The organism is Mycolicibacterium madagascariense (assembly GCF_010729665.1).
In the GTDB taxonomy this organism is placed as follows: domain Bacteria; phylum Actinomycetota; class Actinomycetes; order Mycobacteriales; family Mycobacteriaceae; genus Mycobacterium; species Mycobacterium madagascariense.
This window is the reverse complement of sequence record NZ_AP022611.1, coordinates 92075-108859: the sequence shown is the minus strand read 5'-3', so window position 1 is coordinate 108859 and position 16785 is coordinate 92075. Positions and strand designations below refer to the sequence as shown.

General features: G+C 66.4%; 17 protein-coding genes and 1 pseudogene. 5 read left to right on the top strand and 13 right to left on the bottom strand.

Annotated elements, in window-relative coordinates; genetic code table 11:
* Positions 1-178: 178 nt before the first annotated feature.
* Positions 179-394: a hypothetical protein gene (locus tag G6N60_RS27580; protein WP_163744797.1), complete on the top strand. Its 216-nt coding sequence runs from the start codon at positions 179-181 to the stop codon at positions 392-394.
* A gap of 384 nt (positions 395-778) precedes the next feature.
* On the opposite strand, the gene G6N60_RS27575 is transcribed toward G6N60_RS27580, so the two are convergent.
* The 10 genes and pseudogenes from G6N60_RS27575 to G6N60_RS27530 form a co-directional block, all read right to left on the bottom strand.
* Complete coding sequence (locus G6N60_RS27575; protein ID WP_163744795.1) at positions 779-1816, bottom strand: DUF7064 domain-containing protein; 1038 nt, start codon at positions 1814-1816, stop codon at positions 779-781.
* On the bottom strand, positions 1813-2580 hold the full coding sequence (locus tag G6N60_RS27570) for an SDR family NAD(P)-dependent oxidoreductase (RefSeq protein WP_163744793.1): 768 nt from the start codon (positions 2578-2580) through the stop codon (positions 1813-1815). Before G6N60_RS27570 ends, G6N60_RS27575 begins: the two co-directional genes overlap by 4 nt.
* Positions 2581-2583: 3 nt before the next feature.
* Positions 2584-3771 carry a sulfotransferase family protein gene (locus G6N60_RS27565; protein ID WP_163744791.1) on the bottom strand — a complete coding sequence of 396 codons (1188 nt, stop codon included), beginning with the start codon at positions 3769-3771 and terminating at the stop codon, positions 2584-2586.
* A 41-nt stretch (positions 3772-3812) separates the two neighbouring features.
* A pseudogene (locus G6N60_RS27560) lies at positions 3813-4996 on the bottom strand (acyl-CoA dehydrogenase family protein).
* Between the two features lie 7 nt (positions 4997-5003).
* Positions 5004-5867, bottom strand: a complete 864-nt coding sequence (locus G6N60_RS27555; RefSeq protein ID WP_163744788.1) for an SDR family NAD(P)-dependent oxidoreductase — start codon at positions 5865-5867, stop codon at positions 5004-5006.
* Between the two features lie 30 nt (positions 5868-5897).
* Positions 5898-7265 carry a cytochrome P450 gene (locus G6N60_RS27550; protein WP_163744786.1) on the bottom strand — a complete coding sequence of 456 codons (1368 nt, stop codon included), beginning with the start codon at positions 7263-7265 and terminating at the stop codon, positions 5898-5900.
* Positions 7262-7507: a ferredoxin gene (locus G6N60_RS27545; protein WP_163744783.1), complete on the bottom strand. Its 246-nt coding sequence runs from the start codon at positions 7505-7507 to the stop codon at positions 7262-7264. The genes G6N60_RS27550 and G6N60_RS27545 overlap by 4 nt, the downstream gene beginning before the upstream one ends.
* 46 nt (positions 7508-7553) lie before the next feature.
* Complete coding sequence (locus tag G6N60_RS27540; protein WP_163744780.1) at positions 7554-8297, bottom strand: SDR family NAD(P)-dependent oxidoreductase; 744 nt, start codon at positions 8295-8297, stop codon at positions 7554-7556.
* 134 nt (positions 8298-8431) lie between these two features.
* On the bottom strand, positions 8432-8968 hold the full coding sequence (locus G6N60_RS27535; protein ID WP_163744778.1) for a hypothetical protein: 537 nt from the start codon (positions 8966-8968) through the stop codon (positions 8432-8434).
* A 208-nt stretch (positions 8969-9176) separates the two neighbouring features.
* Positions 9177-9947: an SDR family NAD(P)-dependent oxidoreductase gene (locus tag G6N60_RS27530; protein ID WP_163744776.1), complete on the bottom strand. Its 771-nt coding sequence runs from the start codon at positions 9945-9947 to the stop codon at positions 9177-9179.
* Between the two features lie 95 nt (positions 9948-10042).
* Here G6N60_RS27530 and G6N60_RS27525 point away from each other — a divergent pair, with 95 nt between their 5' ends.
* The 3 genes from G6N60_RS27525 (at position 10043) to G6N60_RS27515 (ending at position 12802) form a co-directional block, all read left to right on the top strand.
* Positions 10043-10681: a nitroreductase family protein gene (locus tag G6N60_RS27525; RefSeq protein ID WP_163744774.1), complete on the top strand. Its 639-nt coding sequence runs from the start codon at positions 10043-10045 to the stop codon at positions 10679-10681.
* 110 nt (positions 10682-10791) lie between these two features.
* On the top strand, positions 10792-11979 hold the full coding sequence (locus tag G6N60_RS27520; protein ID WP_163744772.1) for a cytochrome P450: 1188 nt from the start codon (positions 10792-10794) through the stop codon (positions 11977-11979).
* Between the two features lies 1 nt (position 11980).
* Positions 11981-12802, top strand: a complete 822-nt coding sequence (locus G6N60_RS27515; protein WP_163744770.1) for a mycofactocin-coupled SDR family oxidoreductase — start codon at positions 11981-11983, stop codon at positions 12800-12802.
* 22 nt (positions 12803-12824) lie between these two features.
* Here G6N60_RS27515 and G6N60_RS27510 read toward each other — a convergent pair whose 3' ends face one another.
* Positions 12825-14426, bottom strand: a complete 1602-nt coding sequence (locus G6N60_RS27510; protein WP_163744768.1) for a GMC family oxidoreductase — start codon at positions 14424-14426, stop codon at positions 12825-12827.
* Between the two features lie 67 nt (positions 14427-14493).
* On the bottom strand, positions 14494-15087 hold the full coding sequence (locus G6N60_RS27505) for a carboxymuconolactone decarboxylase family protein (RefSeq protein ID WP_163744766.1): 594 nt from the start codon (positions 15085-15087) through the stop codon (positions 14494-14496).
* An 80-nt stretch (positions 15088-15167) separates the two neighbouring features.
* On the opposite strand from G6N60_RS27505, the gene G6N60_RS27500 reads away from it, so the two are divergent.
* The gene (locus G6N60_RS27500; protein WP_163744763.1) at positions 15168-15980 is read left to right on the top strand and encodes an SDR family NAD(P)-dependent oxidoreductase; all 813 of its coding nucleotides are present in this window, start codon (positions 15168-15170) and stop codon (positions 15978-15980) included.
* A gap of 19 nt (positions 15981-15999) precedes the next feature.
* On the opposite strand, the gene G6N60_RS27495 is transcribed toward G6N60_RS27500, so the two are convergent.
* A complete protein-coding gene (locus G6N60_RS27495) occupies positions 16000-16782 on the bottom strand; it encodes a hypothetical protein (RefSeq protein ID WP_163744761.1) in 783 nt (260 codons plus the stop codon).
* Between the last annotated feature and the right edge of the window lie 3 nt (positions 16783-16785).

Genomic DNA, 16785 nt, shown 5'->3' with positions numbered 1-16785 from the left:
GTCGGAAGCCTCCTCAGGTGACTGTGGGTCCTTCGCGGGCGGGTTCGCCGATTCTTTCGACGTTGTCGTACTGCTTCGCACTTCTCCACTGCTGCTAACGGTCACACCGGGTGCGACCTGCTTGCTCGGGGACTCACCGCCCGACTCCTTGGTGGTGTCGGTCGCCGATGCTCCCGTCGTGGTCGACGACGATCTGGTCGCCGGCGCCGACTCGCCGTCGGTCTTCTTCGGCGTCGAGGTGTTGGAGGCGCCGTTCGTGGAGTCCGGCCCGACCCCGGTGCCGGTGCCGGTCGATGTGCGATCTGACCCCTCGCTCGTCGACGATGAGGTTGATGAACTCGCCGACGAAGAGTCCGATGACGTGCCGGTGGTGTCGGCCGCGGATACTCCGTAGCCAGTGGCGACCGCGGTGACAAGCCATGCTGCTACGGCCATCCCGCCGAACCCACCGAACTTGACGGCACGTTGAGCTGCCTGCCGCGATCGGGCGGCGGTGGCCGACTGGATCGGCGAGGAAGACGAGAACAGTGGATTGACACGGGGTGGGTGCGCGGTCATGGGGTGGCTCCAATGTGAAGGGGTGTGGCAAGTCCAATGATGCTGAAGTGACGCAGGTCACCATACGGCCGTACAGCAAGGCACTGTACACCCGTACAGTGTCGTGTCAAAGTGACGCTGCGTTCGTCAGCCGCAACCGCGCCGGGCGAGCGACAACGGCCGCTGATGAGCTCGGAGCGGACAGTAGAGCCGTGCGCACCGCTGCAGGTGGAGTGCGCGATCACCCAGCTAGAGCGGCGATGTCCCGCGGCGGGGTGGAGCGTTCCAGAGCACCCGATGCGACTTCGTCGCCCCACCGGTACCGAACACCGGCCTGATGCAGAGCCGCGAGAGCGTTGTCCGACCGTGGATCTCCGAGATTGAACACCGATACCGTCGTGGTGCCTGCCACTTGTACTGTGCCCACATCGGATTGAAGCACCAGCGACACGTCCTCGCCGATGCGCGGAGGAGCCGAGAGCCACGGCGCGCGGATGACGCGGGCGGGAACGAGGCGCCCGTCTCCGGTGAAGACGTAGCCTTCGTTGTAGGAGCCCGTTCCGTCGGGGCGAGGGCGGTAGGCGATGTAGCCGAAGCCGCGGCCGCTGGGGAAGGTGGCTGACTGCTGACAGTGGCCCCAGAAGCCGGCCATGTCGCGTGGACCTTGCCGCCGCACTCGGGTGCCAGTTCCGTTGAAGGGGTGGTCTTCGCCATCCACGCGGACGTAGCCGGTCGCTCGGAACAGCTGCTCGAATCGGTCACCGCCCATGAATCCGCCTTCGATGGAGGACTTCATGCGGTTGGCCGCATCCTGCGACATCGAGCCGTTGACCCACGGCGGTGCCACCATGCTCACGTCGAGGTGGAACTCCAGGCGAGCGGACTGCCCATTGCGTTCTCCGCGCAGCAGCGCTTCGGTGGAGGTCCGCAGGGCAGTGCCGTCGAAGGAGACCGTCGACGCTTCGAAGGGTCGGATGCAGCGGATTTCCAGTGGGCCGGCGCCGAGCACGGTCGCGTTGCCGTCCGCCCCGATCGACGGGTGGCGGGCTCCGGACTCTCGGATGCGGAAGACTCGGCCATCGGCGAAGGCCACGTTCACCTGGTACTGATGCTCGGCCCACTTGGCGCCGACGGCCTCGATCCCGATCCGAGGCAAGCCGACGAATCCGGCGTCGTCGTAGGCCCAGAAGCTGGCCGAGTCGCGCATGTCGGGATGGGGTTGGTCGATGAGGAAGTATTCCCGCGCAGGGTCGAGTCCACCGCTGAGATCGACCGTCATGCGCGAGGTTTGGATGCCGGGGTTGGCCATGGAGCGCGGACGAAGAGGCCGCCGTCGAGGTGAATCAGTTGCCCGGTGATGACCGAGGCGCGGTCGGAGAGCAGGAACACCACCGCCTCGCCGATCTCCTCAGCGGTCGGTGAGCGTCCGAGACAGTTCAGCGAGGCGGCTGCGGCGCCGACCGGCCCCTCCAGAACGAACGGCAACACGGCGTTGGCGCGAATGCCCTGGCGGCCGTACTTTCCGGCGACGAAGCGGGTCACGGCGTTGAGCCCGGCCTTGGACACCTGGTATCCGAATCTCGTATCACCGGCCACGATGGACGCTGCGGACGACGTGAACACCAGGGACCCGCCTCCGCGTTCGATCATCTGCGGCACCGTGCGTCGGGCCACGCGAACTGCGGCGTTGAGGTTGACGTCCATGGACGTGTCCCAGGCGTCTTCGTCGACGTCGAGGGAGGCCTGGCGGTTGTCGTAGTAGGCGGCGTTAAAGAAGACCGTGTCGATGGCGCCGAACTCGCTCCTGGTGGCGTCGAGTGCGGCATCGACGTCTTCGTCGCGGGTGACGTCACACCGCAGGGCCACCGCATCACCGCCGCCCTTCCGGACTGCCGCCGCGATGTGTTCGGCAACCTCCACGCGCCGGGCCGCCAGGGCGACACGAGCCCCTTCTCGCGCGGCGATGTGAGCGGTGGCGGCGCCGATCTGCGGTCCGGCACCGGCGAGGAAGAGCACTCTGCCGCTGAGGATTCCATCGGTCACGGGTCAGTCCAGCCTCTCTGAGGGGACGTCGAAGAACTCCTGGTAGCGCTGGGCGCGCTCGCGCCACTCGTCGGCGTCCAAACCGGTGGCAGCGAACGTGTAGCGGTGTCCTCCGTGCTTGTCCCGGGGGTGATCGGCCAGAAAGTCGGTGACGCATCGGCGCACGTCGGTGGTGAAGGGTAGTCCGAGCTCGGCGTAGATCCGTTCGACGGTGGCCACTTGGTCGCGCATGAAGTCACCGAATCCGACGTCGACGACTTTGGCGGCATCCAGTGTGCCGTCCTGGCGGGCCGTCACCGACCTGTCGAGGCCGGTGATGATGTGTTCGGCCCATTCGGCGGCGATTTCCGTGGGGTCGACGTCGTCGCTCGTCGTGCCGCGCAACGTCGTATACATAGAGGTCACGGACGCGATGATGCGCAGTGGGTCACGATGGGTCTGCACCAGCATGGCCGCCGGGTAGGCGCTCATCAGGTCGCTCAGGGTCCAGATGTGTCCGGGTGACTTGAGTACCCACCTATCGGTTGGGTGACGAGATTGAAGGTGCTGCAGGAACGTTCGGTGCCAGTCGTAGGCTGGCTCGTGATCGGCTTCCTCGAAGAGCCACCGGGCGTAGGACGGGATCCGGTACTCGGTGGCGAACAGGATGCTGCGGAATGCCGACGTGGTGATGCACACGCATTCCTGGCCGAGTCGCGCACCCATCGGATGCATGCCGAACAGGTCGGGCATCGCCGCCCCCACGGCCGCGATCCGCGCGTCCACGGCCTCGATGCGCGGATCAACGGCGTAGGTCGAGGCTTTCGGTGGCGGACAGGGGCGTTGGACCTCCCAGGTGAGCGGGACCCGCGCCGCGAGGTCCTGTGCCAACAGGTCGTGCAGGATTGTCGTGCCGGTACGTGCCTGGCCGACGATCACGATCGGGGGGATGACGTCGGCGGTGGACACCTCCGGGTGTGCGGTGCGGTGGGCGACGATGCCCAGCCGCGCCATCAGCAGGTATTTGAGTTCCTTGTGCGCAGCGACCGTGCCTACGTCGGTCAGCGCGGCTTCCTCGACGAGCGCCTGCACCAGGCGTTCGAGTCCTTCTCGCCAATCGTCGTCGCCAAAGTCGTCGAGACCGGTTGCGGAGGAGGCTGCGTCGACGAGTCCCTCAGTGCTAAGCGTCTGCGCGCGTGTGTCCGAGCCCATGCACCGCACCATACACTCGTACAGCATCGCTCGGTGCGGGGTTAGTGCGTCCCGCGCGGCAGCCCGAGGACGCGTTGGGCGATCACGTTGCGCTGCATCGCCGAAGTGCCTCCGGCGATGGTGGCACCGAAGCTTCGCAGGTATCGCGTGACCCAACTACTCGTGTAGGCCTCGAGGTGGTACGGCGAGAACGGACCGGTCTGACCTCCGCCGACGAGGCCCTCGATTCCAGCGGAGCCCAGAGCCGCCTCGGCTGCAGCTTGAATTGCCTCGAAACCAAGCAGTTTGAGGACCGACATGGATGCCGGATCGCCGTCTCCGCGGGAGGCTCGTCCCATTTCTGCTGATCCCAGGAGGCGCAGCGCCCACGTGTCCATGATGAGGGTGGCGTGGGCGCACGGTCGATGGGAGCGGACGGGGTCCAGTCGTCGATGAACTCTTGGAGCCGGTCGGCGTAACTGAGCCACAGCAGCGTTCGTTCGTCACCAAGGGATGAGTTGGCGACTTGCCAGCCCGTGTTCAGTTCGCCGACGAAGTTTTCGACCGGGACGCGCACGTCGGAGAAGAACACTTCGTTGAAGTCGACGTCGTCCAGTCCGCACGCGGAGGCGAACGGCCGTACGTCACCCCCGGCAATTCCGGAGGGGATCAGTAGCACGCTGATCCCCTCGTGCTCGGGTGCAGTTGGGTCGGAACGCACCAAGATGAAGATGACGTCGGCGTCGTGGGCCCCCGAGGTCCACACCTTCTGTCCGTTGACGATGAAGCTGTCCCCCTCGCGGGTCGCTCTGGTGCGCAGCGACGCCAGATCGGAGCCCGCACCGGGTTCGCTCATGCCCAGTGCGGCCGTGATGTCTGCGCGCAGGATGGGCACGACCCACCGCCGCTGTTGCTCGGCGGTGCCGTGCTGGATCAGCGAGGCGGCGATGATCCCGACGCCCTGCGGGTTGAACGTCCTATAGATGCGCCGACGGGAAAGTTCCTCGAAGTACACGTACTGCTCGACCACGGTCGCGTTGCGCCCGCCGAATTCCGGCGGATAGCCCGGTTGCAGCCAGCCGTTATCGAAGAGCGCGCACTGCCACCGGCGCGCCCACTGCGGAACGTGGGCGCTGGAGCGACATCGCTGCGCCGACGCCTCGGCCGCGGTCGGCAGATCGGCGTTGAGGAAGTCGACGAACTCGGCCCGGAACGCTTCGACGTCGGCGTCGAAGTCCAGTCTCACGGGGCGCTCATCGCATGACGTGGGCGCACTGCTGCTGGGGGTGGACGTCGTAGAGGTCGCGGTAGGACGGTGGTTGCCGGCCGTCTTCGTCGGCGATTCCGTACTTCATCGCCAACTCGGCGCCGATCAGCGTCTTGCCGGTGACGTTCATCAGATCGGGGTCGTGGTAGAGCGCCCAAATGACGTGGCCGGTCAGCTCGGGGGTTTCGGCGGATTTCAGAATGTGCCCGAACTTCTCGGGGTTGCTGGCGATGATCTTGCGGACGCGCCCGGTGAGTAACGAACCCATCCAAATCGACACTGCCGCAACGCCGAACTCCTTGAAGTCGAACGCCATGTCGGCGGCCATCTTGTCGGTGGCCGCCTTCGGCACTCCGTAGGCGGGTCCAAACGCGTAGTGCACCGCACCCGACGACGAAGAAAAGGCCACCAATCCCTTGTGCTGCGGCAACATCAACGGCGCTGCGTACACCGTAGCGACATAGCTGCTGCGCAAGCCCACGTCGAGGGTGTCGATGACGTTGATGGGCTCCTCCCAGAACTTCGTCCGGCCCATCATCTCGTCGCGGATGATCGCAGCGTTGTTGACCAGGATGTCGACGCGCCCCGACTCTTCGCCGATGCGCGCGAAGAGTGCCTGCACCTGGTCGTCGTCACCGTGATCGACGGCGACGGCGATTCCCGTTCCACCCGCGGCGGTCACGCGCGCTGCGGTTTCGTCGATGGTGCCCGCCGAACCGGATGCGGTGGAATCCCTGGTGCGACCGGTGACGTAGACCGTGCAGCCGTGGCCTCCCAGTGCGTGGGCGATCCCCGCGCCGGCACCCCGGCTAGCGCCGGTGACTACTGCGACCGGTTTGTCCTTGGGCATGACTGCCCCTTCCTCTGGGGGTGGCGTGGCCTAGTCGGAGATCCGCGCTGACTCCTTCATTTCGGTGATGGGGCGCGCCAACCCTTGTTCGTCACAGATTCTCTGCAGATTCTCGACCGTTTCCGCGACACCTGGACCCAAGCGCTTGCGCGGGGTGAACGTGGCGGGCAGATGCCGCATGCCCTGGATGACGCCAATGCTGTCGTAGTGCACGGCCGCCTCGAGGTCACATGCGTAGTCGGGCATGCGGTCGAGGACCGCGGTCACCATGGACTTGAACACCGTGCGCGCCACGTTGGAGCCGATGCACCGATGCACACCCAGCCCGAAGCTGAAGTGGCGGTTGGCCTTCCGGTCGAGGACGACGGCGTCGGGTTCGGCGAACAGCGCAGGGTCGCGGTTGGCCATGGCCCAGGACAACCAGAGCCGTTGCCCCTCCCTGAGCTGTGCGTCGCCGACGGCGAGGTCCTCGGACACGGTGCGCCCGTCACCCGGGGCAGGCGTGAAGTACCTCAGGAACTCTTCGGTCGCCGGATTCAGGAGGGTGTCACGTTCGCGGCTCAACCGCGACCGCTGGTCGGGGTTGAACGACAACCACTCCAAGGCGTGCGCGGTCAGTGCCGTGGTGGTGTCGAAGCCACCACCGATCAACAGGTTCAACATCCCGATGTGTTCGATGTCCGGCGGTGCCTGCCCGTCGATCCGCATTCTGGCCAGCGCGTCGATGATCCCTGGGCGTGGGTTCTGGCGGATTTCCGCCAGGTTCGTGAACAGGTCGACGGCCATGGCCATGTAGAGCTCGCGGACCCGCTCGGAATCCGGTGAGTCCGGCGGGGTGTACACCGAGGCGTGGGCGGGCTCGTTGTACATCGACCACTTCTCCAGCGGCACACCGAGCATCGCGAGTGTCAGCACCGCGGGCACGACGTTGGCCAGGTCGTCGACGAAGTCGATGCGACCGGATTCGATGTGGTCGTCGATGCAGGCCCGCGCGATCTCGTCGACGAACGGTTCCCACCGCTTGACGGCCGCCGGGGACAAGTAGGGGTTCAGCGCACTGCGGTAGAACCGGTGCTCGGGATCGTCCATCTCCAGCATGCCGCCACGGAACCCCTCCGTTTCGATCATCACGGGGATGCCGATGCCCTTGTAACCCCGCCGCTCGTTGCGCACGTCGTGGTCATTGCTGACCTGCGGGCAGCGTGCCAACTCGAAGACCTGTTCGCCGCCGGCGGCCACCCAGTGGCCACCATAGGTGTCGGTCCACGCGACCGGGCATCGCTGATGCATTTCGTGGGTGACGTCGAGAAAGCTCTCGCGGTAGTCCGCGGTGTGTCGGTCGAAATGATAGCGCGGGTGCTCGTCGTCGGCCGTGGAATCGCTTGCAAGGGCGGTCATGTCGCGGTTCCTCGTTGGCCGTGGGCGGCGCGGGCCCGGGCAAGATGCTCGACCATCACCGCGATGGCCTGCTCCGGGCAGGACTGCACGGCTTCGAGCACCTGGGCGTGATGGTCGGCGGGTACGTCGCCAACGACGGGGTGCGCATGGCCGTCGACGTCGTCGAGTTCGAACGAATCGGGCGCGATCATCGCGCACAGTGTGTGCCCTTGACAGCGGGATGGATCTACTTCGACGCGCACGTCACCTCCTGGTGTGCAAGCCTTGACAATGGATTCCGAGCATGGGTCACACGACGGCGCCGCCGTTCACGCCGATCACCTGTCCGTTGACGTACCCCGCACCCTCCGAGCACAGAAACGAGCACACGGCGGCCACGTCGTCACCCGCGCCAAGGCGCCCGGCGGGGATGGCCCGGACGAGATGCACAGTTGCAGGGAGCTTTCCGTCGGATTGCTGTTGGCGAAGCATCGGTGAGTCGATGACGAATGGCGGCACGGTGTTGGCCGTGATGCCCTTGCGCGCGTAGTCCAGGGCGAGTGTCTTCGTCATCGCGATCACTCCACCCTTGGTGGCCGCGTAGTGCCCCTGCCGGGGCGCACCTTGTTGGCCGGCGGCTGAGGAGATGGTGACGATCCGGCCCCAGTTGGCTTCCACCATGTCCGAGAGCGCCTCGCGGACGGCGAGGAACGTGCCGGTCAGGTTCACCGCCAGGTAGCGATTCCATTCCTCGAGGGTGATCTTGTCGAACCGGGTGAACCCTGCAATCGCGGCGCTGGTGACGAGAATGCCGATGGGGCCCAGTGATTGGCGAACCGCGGAGAAAGCCGACCCTACCGCCGCTTCGTCCGACACGTCGACGCCGACCGCGAGTGCGCTGCCCCCCACCGCCTGAATCTCCGCGGCCACCTTCTCGGCATGTTCCACATTCACGTCCATCACTGCCACCCGATGGCCATCCGCGGCCAGCTTGGCGCTGATCGACTGACCCAACCCGGAACCCCCGCCGGTCACGACTGCTACTCGGCTCAACTCACATCACTCCTCTGACTGTGACCACGCGCACTGCTGTACGAATGTATAGCCATGGTGGGGTGGGGCACAAGGCGAGGGTGCTGCGGGGGGACTCTCGACCGGGCTGGGTCGGCCGCTGGACCGGATCGCGTTTAGGGCTCGTCGTTGAAGTCGTCGATGTCCGCATCCTTGGGCGTCTTGCCGATGACGAAGTAGGTGCCTGGCTTCAACAGGAAGTCGTTGGCGTTGGCACAGATCGTGGCAGTGACCGGGGAGCCCGCCCACTTCGTCCCGCCGATCACGCCGGAGACGTTGACCTCACCGGGATGGTCGGCGGGGCATGCGCCGCTCGGCGGGCTCACCGGGGAGTTGGTGATGTTGGTCAGCGGCATACTCTTGCCCTTGACGAACGGTGCGTCCCAGGTGATCGTCTCCGTGCCGGGAGCCGTACGGTTGGACTGCCCGGTCCCCGTGGTGCCGTTGCGACGGGTGCAGTCGGTGAGGAAGTGCGGGAAGGTCGCATTGGGGCCGGAGAACCCGCCGCATTGAATGCGCACACCCTTGGGGACCGGTTTGGGAGCTGCCATCGCCGGTGAACTTGCGAGCAGCGAGGTGCCGACGACGGCGGCGAGGCCGACGGCCAGGGCCCCACCCTTGGTCGTGGAACGAAGTGATGGCGTGCGATACATGTGAATGTCCCTTTCGGTGAATGCATTTCACCGCCCCAGGACACGCCGGACTCCCCGCGAGGCACGAAGGGGGCGGGCGACCGCCGATGATGGTCATCGACGGCGACCCCGGACCGGGACGCATCCCGTGTGTCGTGGCTCACACTAGCCGCCCGCTGTACGCACGTATGGCATTGCTCGTCAGCGTGTCGGGTTGGATCCTCGCGTGTCAGACGCCGGCGGGTCCGGGCGCGCCGTGCATGTACAGCGTCTGCCCCGAACAGAAGCTCGACGCGTCGGAGGCGAAGAACAGCACGCCATGACCGATCTCGTCGGGTTCGCCGAGGCGACCCACTCCGTTGGACATGGCGAGCGTGCTCTCGTCGAGGCCCAGCTTCTCGGCTTCGTCCATCAGGGTTGCCGCACGGACGGCCCCGCAGGCGATGGCGTTCACGCGAACTCCCTTGCGCGACCAGGCGGCCGCCATGGAGCCGGTCAGGTTGTTGACCGCCGCCTTCGCGGCCCCATAGGGCGCCGCCATGGGCATGGCCAGCAGGCTGGCACCCGACGAGATGTTGACGATCGCGCCCTTACCCTGGGCGAGCATCGGCACCGACGCAGCCCTCGACAGATGCCAGACGCTGCCCAAGTTGAGGGCGAGCACGTCGCCGAACTCGTCCTCGGACCACCGCTTGATCGGCTTGGTCTGCGCCCCGCCTGCGTTGTTCACCAGGATGTCCACCCGGCCGAACTCGTCGAGCGTGGTGTCGATCAATTGCTGACAGGCCTGCATGCTGGTGACGTCGGTGGGCGCAGCCAACGCGCGGCGTCCCAGGGCCAGGACCTCCTTGGCCGTCGACTCCAGAGGGTCCGGCCGGCGGCCCGCCAGCACGACGTCGGCGCCGTGTTCGGCGAGCACGAGGGCGGCGCCGCGACCGATGCCGGTCCCTCCACCGGTGATGACGGCGACACGGCCGTCGAGTGAGAACCGACTGCTCATTGCGCACTCCTCGGGTTTGTGGCGGGCCGCGCGCGCCGGACCGCTATGTTGTACGAGCGTATAGCACAGCACCCCGCCCGAGCGAAGGCCTCACGATGACCTTGGATCTGACCACCGACGAACTCCTGTCGACGACCCGATCGGTGCGCCTGCGGCTCGACTTCGAGACACCGGTGCCGCGCGACGTCTTGAGCGAATGCCTCACCCTGGCGTTACAGGCACCTAGCGCCTCGGGTGCCCAGGGCTGGCGATGGGTGTTCGTCGACGATCCCGAGAAGAAGCGCGCGCTCGCCGAGATATACCGGGCCAATCTCGCTGGGTCCAACCGGAACACTGCAGGTGAAGCATCGGACCAAACGCCGCAGCAGGGACGGATGGCCGCCTCCGGAGCGCATTTGGTCACGCATATGCAGGACGCGCCATTTCTTCTGATTCCCTGCCTGGAGGGGCGGGTCGACCGCAAGTCCTCGGCGATGAGCGCCACCTTCTGGGCGTCGATGATGCCTGCGGTGTGGAGCTTCTGTCTGGCCCTTCGCTCTCGCGGGCTGGGTACGTGTTGGACCACGTTGCACCTGTTCGGAAACGGGGAGCGCGCGGCGGCCGACGTGCTGAACATCCCGTACGACAACTACAGCCAGGTCGGGATGTTCCCCATCGCCTACACGTTGGGCGTGGACTTCAAGCCGGCGCGACGACTCGAACCCGAGCGCGTGACGCACTGGAACGGCTGGTAGTCCGGAGCGTATGGCTATGCGCGGTTGCCTCGCCGTCCCAGACTCCTATACAGTCGTACAGCGGCACGGGTGTCATGCGCGTGCGATGTGCAGCTGCCGAGGAGCCGACGTTGAGCGATCTGTATTACGACCCATGGGACTTCGACATCGACCTCGATCCCTATCCCACGTACCGACGTCTACGCGACGAGCGCCCGGTCTACTACAACGAACGCCACGACTTCTGGGGCGTGAGCCGATACGCCGATGTCGATGCAGCGCTGAAGGACACGACACGACTCAGTTCCGCCAAGGGCGACATCCTCGAAGTCGTCATGGCCGATCCGGTGATGCCGCCGGGGATCTTCATCAACGAGGATCCTCCGTTGCACACGATCCACCGGGCGATCGTCTCGCGAGCGTTCACGCCCAAGAAGATGAGGGCCATCGAGGACAAGATCCGCGCGTTCTGCGTCGCGTGCCTCGATCCACTCGTCGGTGGAGACCGTTTCGACTTCGTCGTGGACCTGGGCGCCGAACTTCCCATGCGCACCATCGGCATGCTCGCCGGAATCCCCGATGCCGAACAACCGGCCGTGCGGGAGCACGCGAACGAGGTGCTGCGCAATGAGGCGGGCAAGCCCATGAAGATCAAGAAGGATCAGTACTTTCGCGGCGACATGTTCGGCGAGTACGTCGACTGGCGCGAGAAGAACCCCTCCGACGACCTCATCACCGAATTGCTCGACGTGGAGTTCGAAGACGAGACCGGCACCACGCGGAAGTTGACCAAGCAGGAACTCGTGGTGTTCCTGGCCGTTGTCGCGGGCGCGGGTGTCGAGACGACGGGACGCCTCTTCGGCTGGATGGGCAAGGTGCTGGCCGAGCACCCCGACCAGCGCAAGGAATTGGCGCAGGACCATACGATGATCCCGATGGCGATCGAGGAGCTACTGCGATTCGAGCCACCGGGACCCCACGTTGCGCGCTACGTCGCCACCGACGACGTGACCTTCCAAGAGCAGGTCGTGCCAGCGGGCAGTGCCCTGCTGATGATGCTGGCCTCGGCCAACCGCGACGAACGGCACTTCGAGGATCCGGACAGGTTCGACATCCACCGCAAGCCCGGCGGACACCTGACCTTCGGCCGTGGAGCACACTTCTGCGTCGGTTCCCCGCTGGCACGCCTGGAGGGCCGAGTGGCTCTGGAGGAGGTGCTCAAGCGGTGGCCGGAGTGGGACATCGACATGGCGGGTGCGACGCGGTCGCGCACCTCGACGGTGCGCGGCTGGGACACCATGCCCGCCAACCTTTCCTAGGATGGACGCTTCGCCGAACCGCGTCGCCGTCATCACCGGCGCCGCGCGGGGGCAAGGACGGAGCCACGCGGTGGCCCTGGCACACCAGGGCATCGACGTCATCGCCATCGACCGGTGTGCCGACATCGCATCGATTCCGTATCCGTTGGCCACCGAGGCCGATCTCGCCGAGACCGCCGACCTGGTGCGCGACGCCGGTGGGCGCATTCGCACCGCGGTGGCCGACGTTCGCGACCTCGGCGAGCTGAGAGCTGCCGTCGACTCCGGCGTCGCGGAGTTCGGCGACGTCGACGTCGTGATCGCCAACGCCGGCGTCGTCGGCATGGGGCTGACCGACCCGCTCGACGAAGGGGTGTTCGACGACATCGTCGACACCAATCTGCGCGGAGTCTGGAACACGATCGCCGCCACCGCCCCCTTGATGATCCGCCGGGGCACGGGGGGTTCGATGGTGTTGATCAGTTCGATGCAGGGCCTGGTCGGTCGCGGCGGCGACGGAAGCGCGGCCACCTTCGCCTACGCCGCCTCCAAGCACGGCGTCGTCGGTCTGATGCGCTCCGCGGCCTATGCGTACGCGCAGTACGGTATTCGTGTCAACTCGGTGCACCCGACCGGCGTGGGCACGCCGATGATCTTCAACGAGCACATGGCCAATCTGTTCGCGGCCAATCCGGACGCCAGCGCCATGTCGGGCAACCTGTTGCCCGTTCCGTTCATCGAACCGGTCGACGTCACGAACGCGGTGCTGTTCCTCGTCAACGACTCCGCGCGTTACCTCACCGGCACGGCGCTGCCCGTTGACGCTGGCTTCGCCACGATGTGACCGCCACGTGGTCGAGTCACGGTCACCGACCGTCGAGGATCAAATCGGCTGCGCGCCAAGCCATCGCCATAATCGGGCCGTTCAGGTTGCCGGCCACCATGGTGGGCAGCACCGAACAGTCCACGACGCGCAGACCGTCGACACCGCGAACCCGGAGCTGATCGTCGACGACGTCGTCGTCACTGGGGCCCATCGCGCACGTCCCCGCCGCGTGATACCCGCAGTAGCCCCCATCGAGCACCGTGTCGACCAAGTCACCGTCGGAGAGAACGCCCGGGCCGGGATAGGTCTCGTGGCTGATGCGCTCGGCAATCGGTGACTGCTCGAAGATGCCGCGCATCGTGCGCAGCAAGTTCGCGCTCGTCGTGCGGTCGTAGTCGGTGTGAAGGTAGTTCGGGTCGATGCGCAGCGGCGCCGACGGGTCCGCGGACGTGATCTCTATCGTGCCCTCCGAGGTGGGACGCAGCACCATCCCCAGGCAGGAGACACCGGCCTGGCGCTCGATGGCCACGGGTTCGCCGAGGTTGTAGGGCGGAATCGTCCATGGACCCAGCATGATCTGGCCATCGGGACGCGCGACGTCGGGTTGGGACTTGACGAATCCGACGACGTCGAAGGACGGCGCGGCCAAGGGCCCCTTGCGTGTCGCCAGGTAGCGCGCGGCCGTCAAGGCCTGCGCCACGCTGCTCGACAACTGCCGGTTGTACCCCAGGTCTTCGTTCAATTGCAGGCGCAAGGTGGCGCAGCGGTGTTCGTGTAGCCCACGTCCCACGTTGTCGCGGTCGAGGCGGACGGCGACGCCCGCAGCCTCCAAGACGCCTCGAGGTCCGATCCCCGACAAATGCAACACCTTCGGGGTGTTGAGGCTCCCCAGGCTTAGGATGACGTCGCGTGCCGCGTGAACAGTCGTCGATCCGCCCTTCGCGGCGATCCGCAGCCCGACGGCTCTGCCGCTGCGGAAGACGATGTGCTCGACGTGTGTGCCAGTGCGCACTGTCAGGTTGGGGCGGTTCAGCACGGGCTTGAGGAACGCCGAGGACGCGCTGACCCTAATTCCGTCACGAATGGTGGAGGTCGCGTATCCGATGCGGGCTTCGTCGGCCTCGTTGATGTCCTCGACACGCTGCATGCCGAATGCTGCACCAGCAGAAATCATCTCCTCGCACAGCGGGTCCGGGTCTCGCGGGACGGAGACGCGAACCGGACCGCCGACGCCGCGGGTGGCGGATGCGCCCAGGACGTGATCTTCGAAGCCGGTGAAGATGGGCAGCATGTCGTTCCAGCCCCACCCCTTGTTGCCGAGCCGTTCCAGCCCGTCCCAATCGGCGCGGTGACCGCGGTTGTAGATCATCCCGTTGATGGAACTGGAACCACCGAGCACCTTCCCCCGCATCCACTGCTCGGAGTGCGGGTTTGGGCCGAACGGTGTGGTGGCGTAATGCCACATGTACTTGTCGCTGTCGAACAACTTGCCTGATCCCTTGGGGACGCGGAACAGCGGGCTGCGGTCGGGCCCACCGGCTTCCACCAGGAGAACGGTGATGGTCGGATCCTCGGACAGGCGGTTGGCCAGGACGCATCCGGCTGAACCTGCACCGGCGATCACGTAGTCATAGCTGCTCATCGGTGGCCCTTCGTCCAAGTTCAGCGCGACGACGTGCGCTGTACGGTCGTATGGTACTGGACGGACGTCACTCGCTTGCCGGGGCGGGCCGATCCGGAAGCGGCGGAACGCCACTCGTGTTAACCCCGACCTCGACTTGAAGCTCCCAGCTGTTGAACGCCATCGCCAGGCACGTATAGGCCCCGACGATGAAGGGCAGCTCGACGAGCTGCTCGTCGCTGAGCTGGCCGCGCAGCCGACCCCAGGTGTCGTCGTCGATGCGGTAGTCGTCGAGCAGTTGATCCGTTGCCGCGACGAGGTCGCGTTCCAGCGGTGACCACGATCCTGAGTCGCCCTTCGCTATCGCCGCGACGTCAAGGGCGTCGACTCCGTAAGTCCTCGCCAGCCGGACGTGGTGCACCCATTCGTAACGCGCTCGGGTGCGCCAGGCCACGCGCAGCAGCATCAATTCTCGTTCGCGATGACCGATCGCCGGCTCGGCCAGCAGCACGTTGCCGAATCGGTTGAACGATGCGGCCAGCGCCGGATGATGAAGCATCGTGGCCAGCACGTTCGGTGCGCGCCCCTTCGATCGAAAAGCCTCAACTGCGCTCGCGGGGAAGGCTTCACGGATCGCCGCAATGGCGACGTCATCCCACTGATCCGCGGGAATCGGCGCCAACCGCGGCGAAGTTCGCTGCTCCTTCTCTTCGGTCATGACTGGACTGTACATCCGTACAGCGTGGGTGTTACGTTCGGGCGATGACTCTCGCCCCCGAGTCGGCTGGCACCGCCGCTGGTCGAGGTCGGCTGACCGGCCGCAGGATCATCGTCGTCGGTGCCGGTTCACGCCCCTCACCAGATCCAGAGGTCACCCTCGGCAACGGCCGCGCGATCGCCGTGCTGTGTGCGCGCGAGGGAGCCAGGGTGGCGTGCGTCGACGTCAACGAAGTGGCCGCCAGATTCACCGCCGACCTCTGCACCCAGGAAGGCAACGCCGCGGTCGCCATTGTCGCCGACGTGCGCGACGACGCGGCGTGCGTACGACTCGTCGAGCAGGCTCACGAAGATCTTCGCGGTGTCGATGGCGTCGTGGCCAACGTGGGCTACGGGGAAGGCAGAGGTCTCGAAGGCACGACACCCGAGTTGTGGGACGACATCTTCGCGGTCAACGTGCGGTCGCACTTCCTCGTCGCGCGAGCCGCAATGCCCCTGCTCGACGAGGACGGCGCGTTCGTGTTCATCGGGTCGGCAGCCGGACTGAAGGCCGGCACCCGCTTCCCCGCCTACGACTCCTCGAAGGCCGCGTTGTTCGGACTCACCCGGCATGTCGCGCTCGAAGGTGCGACGAGACGTATCCGGGCCAACTACGTCATTCCTGGCCCCGTCGACACGCCGCTGGGCCGCGTCGGCGACGCGACCGTCACGGGCCGTACGAAGATCCGCTGGCCGCTGGGCCGCCAGGCCAGCGCGTGGGACGTCGCCTACGCAACCGTGTTCATGCTCAGCGCCGAATCCGCGTACATCACCGCGCAGTCGCTGGTCGTCGACGGCGGCATCACACAGTTCGGGTAGCGCTGAGTGCTCCCGCAGGTCAGGGGTGGACCACGATGCGCATCCGGCCCAGCGTCTCGATACGGGCGAATGGTGTCCGACGGTCTGCTTCACGCTGCACACTGACCCGGACGGCCGGATAGTAGGTGCCCGGCGCCGAGTAGGTGACGGTGTGCGACACGCGCGAAGAGTCGGTGAACTGAACCGGCTCGAACGGTCCCAGCCCGGTTGCGTTCCAGGCAATGTCTACGACCGACCCCGCGCCTGGGGGCACGGCGATCTCCGCATCGAGGCGAAGCGGTTGGCCGACGGTGGTGGTGAAGCTTTGGCGGTCATCCACCGTGACGTCGTCCTTGGGCTGCAGACCGCGGCGCTGTGCAGCTGCTGCGGCGACCTCGACTTGGCCGCCAGCCACGGTGTAGCGCGTGGACGGTGCAGGCGCTCGACCATGCTCCGCCCAAGCCGCGACGTCGCGGAGCGCCTGTTCGACAATGCCCGTGTAGTCGATCAAGCGCGGGGTACGACCGGGTGCGATGTGATCGGCGTGGTCGGTGAACCACAACCGGAAGGTGTCCTCGAACCCGGCGCCGAGTGCGGAACGCACCTGCCTGCCGTACCAGTCGGCGTGCCACGGGAACGCGTCGGCGTCCAGCAGGCTGCTGACCGCGATCACCTTGCCGGTGATCGCTCCGGAGTGAGTGCCGCCGCCACTGACCGCCTGCGAGATGGCGGCACCGGCCAGGACGGGCCGTTGCGGATACCGCGGCGTGCCGTTGGCCAGGCGGTACTGGTCGTAGGCATCGAATCCGCTGCGGGTGGGCACCTG

What these genes read in the sequence shown, in the direction of transcription:
- G6N60_RS27550 (WP_163744786.1), bottom strand. Translation starts at nt 7,265, where the DNA reads ATGACCGCCCTTGCAAGCGATTCCACGGCCGACGACGAGCACCCGCGC.
- G6N60_RS27565 (WP_163744791.1), bottom strand. Translation starts at nt 3,771, where the DNA reads ATGGGCTCGGACACACGCGCGCAGACGCTTAGCACTGAGGGACTCGTC.
- G6N60_RS27555 (WP_163744788.1), bottom strand. Translation starts at nt 5,867, where the DNA reads ATGCCCAAGGACAAACCGGTCGCAGTAGTCACCGGCGCTAGCCGGGGT.
- G6N60_RS27575 (WP_163744795.1), bottom strand. Translation starts at nt 1,816, where the DNA reads ATGACGGTCGATCTCAGCGGTGGACTCGACCCTGCGCGGGAATACTTC.
- G6N60_RS27525 (WP_163744774.1), top strand. Translation starts at nt 10,043, where the DNA reads ATGACCTTGGATCTGACCACCGACGAACTCCTGTCGACGACCCGATCG.
- G6N60_RS27530 (WP_163744776.1), bottom strand. Translation starts at nt 9,947, where the DNA reads ATGAGCAGTCGGTTCTCACTCGACGGCCGTGTCGCCGTCATCACCGGT.
- G6N60_RS27535 (WP_163744778.1), bottom strand. Translation starts at nt 8,968, where the DNA reads ATGTATCGCACGCCATCACTTCGTTCCACGACCAAGGGTGGGGCCCTG.
- G6N60_RS27500 (WP_163744763.1), top strand. Translation starts at nt 15,168, where the DNA reads ATGACTCTCGCCCCCGAGTCGGCTGGCACCGCCGCTGGTCGAGGTCGG.
- G6N60_RS27510 (WP_163744768.1), bottom strand. Translation starts at nt 14,426, where the DNA reads ATGAGCAGCTATGACTACGTGATCGCCGGTGCAGGTTCAGCCGGATGC.
- G6N60_RS27515 (WP_163744770.1), top strand. Translation starts at nt 11,981, where the DNA reads ATGGACGCTTCGCCGAACCGCGTCGCCGTCATCACCGGCGCCGCGCGG.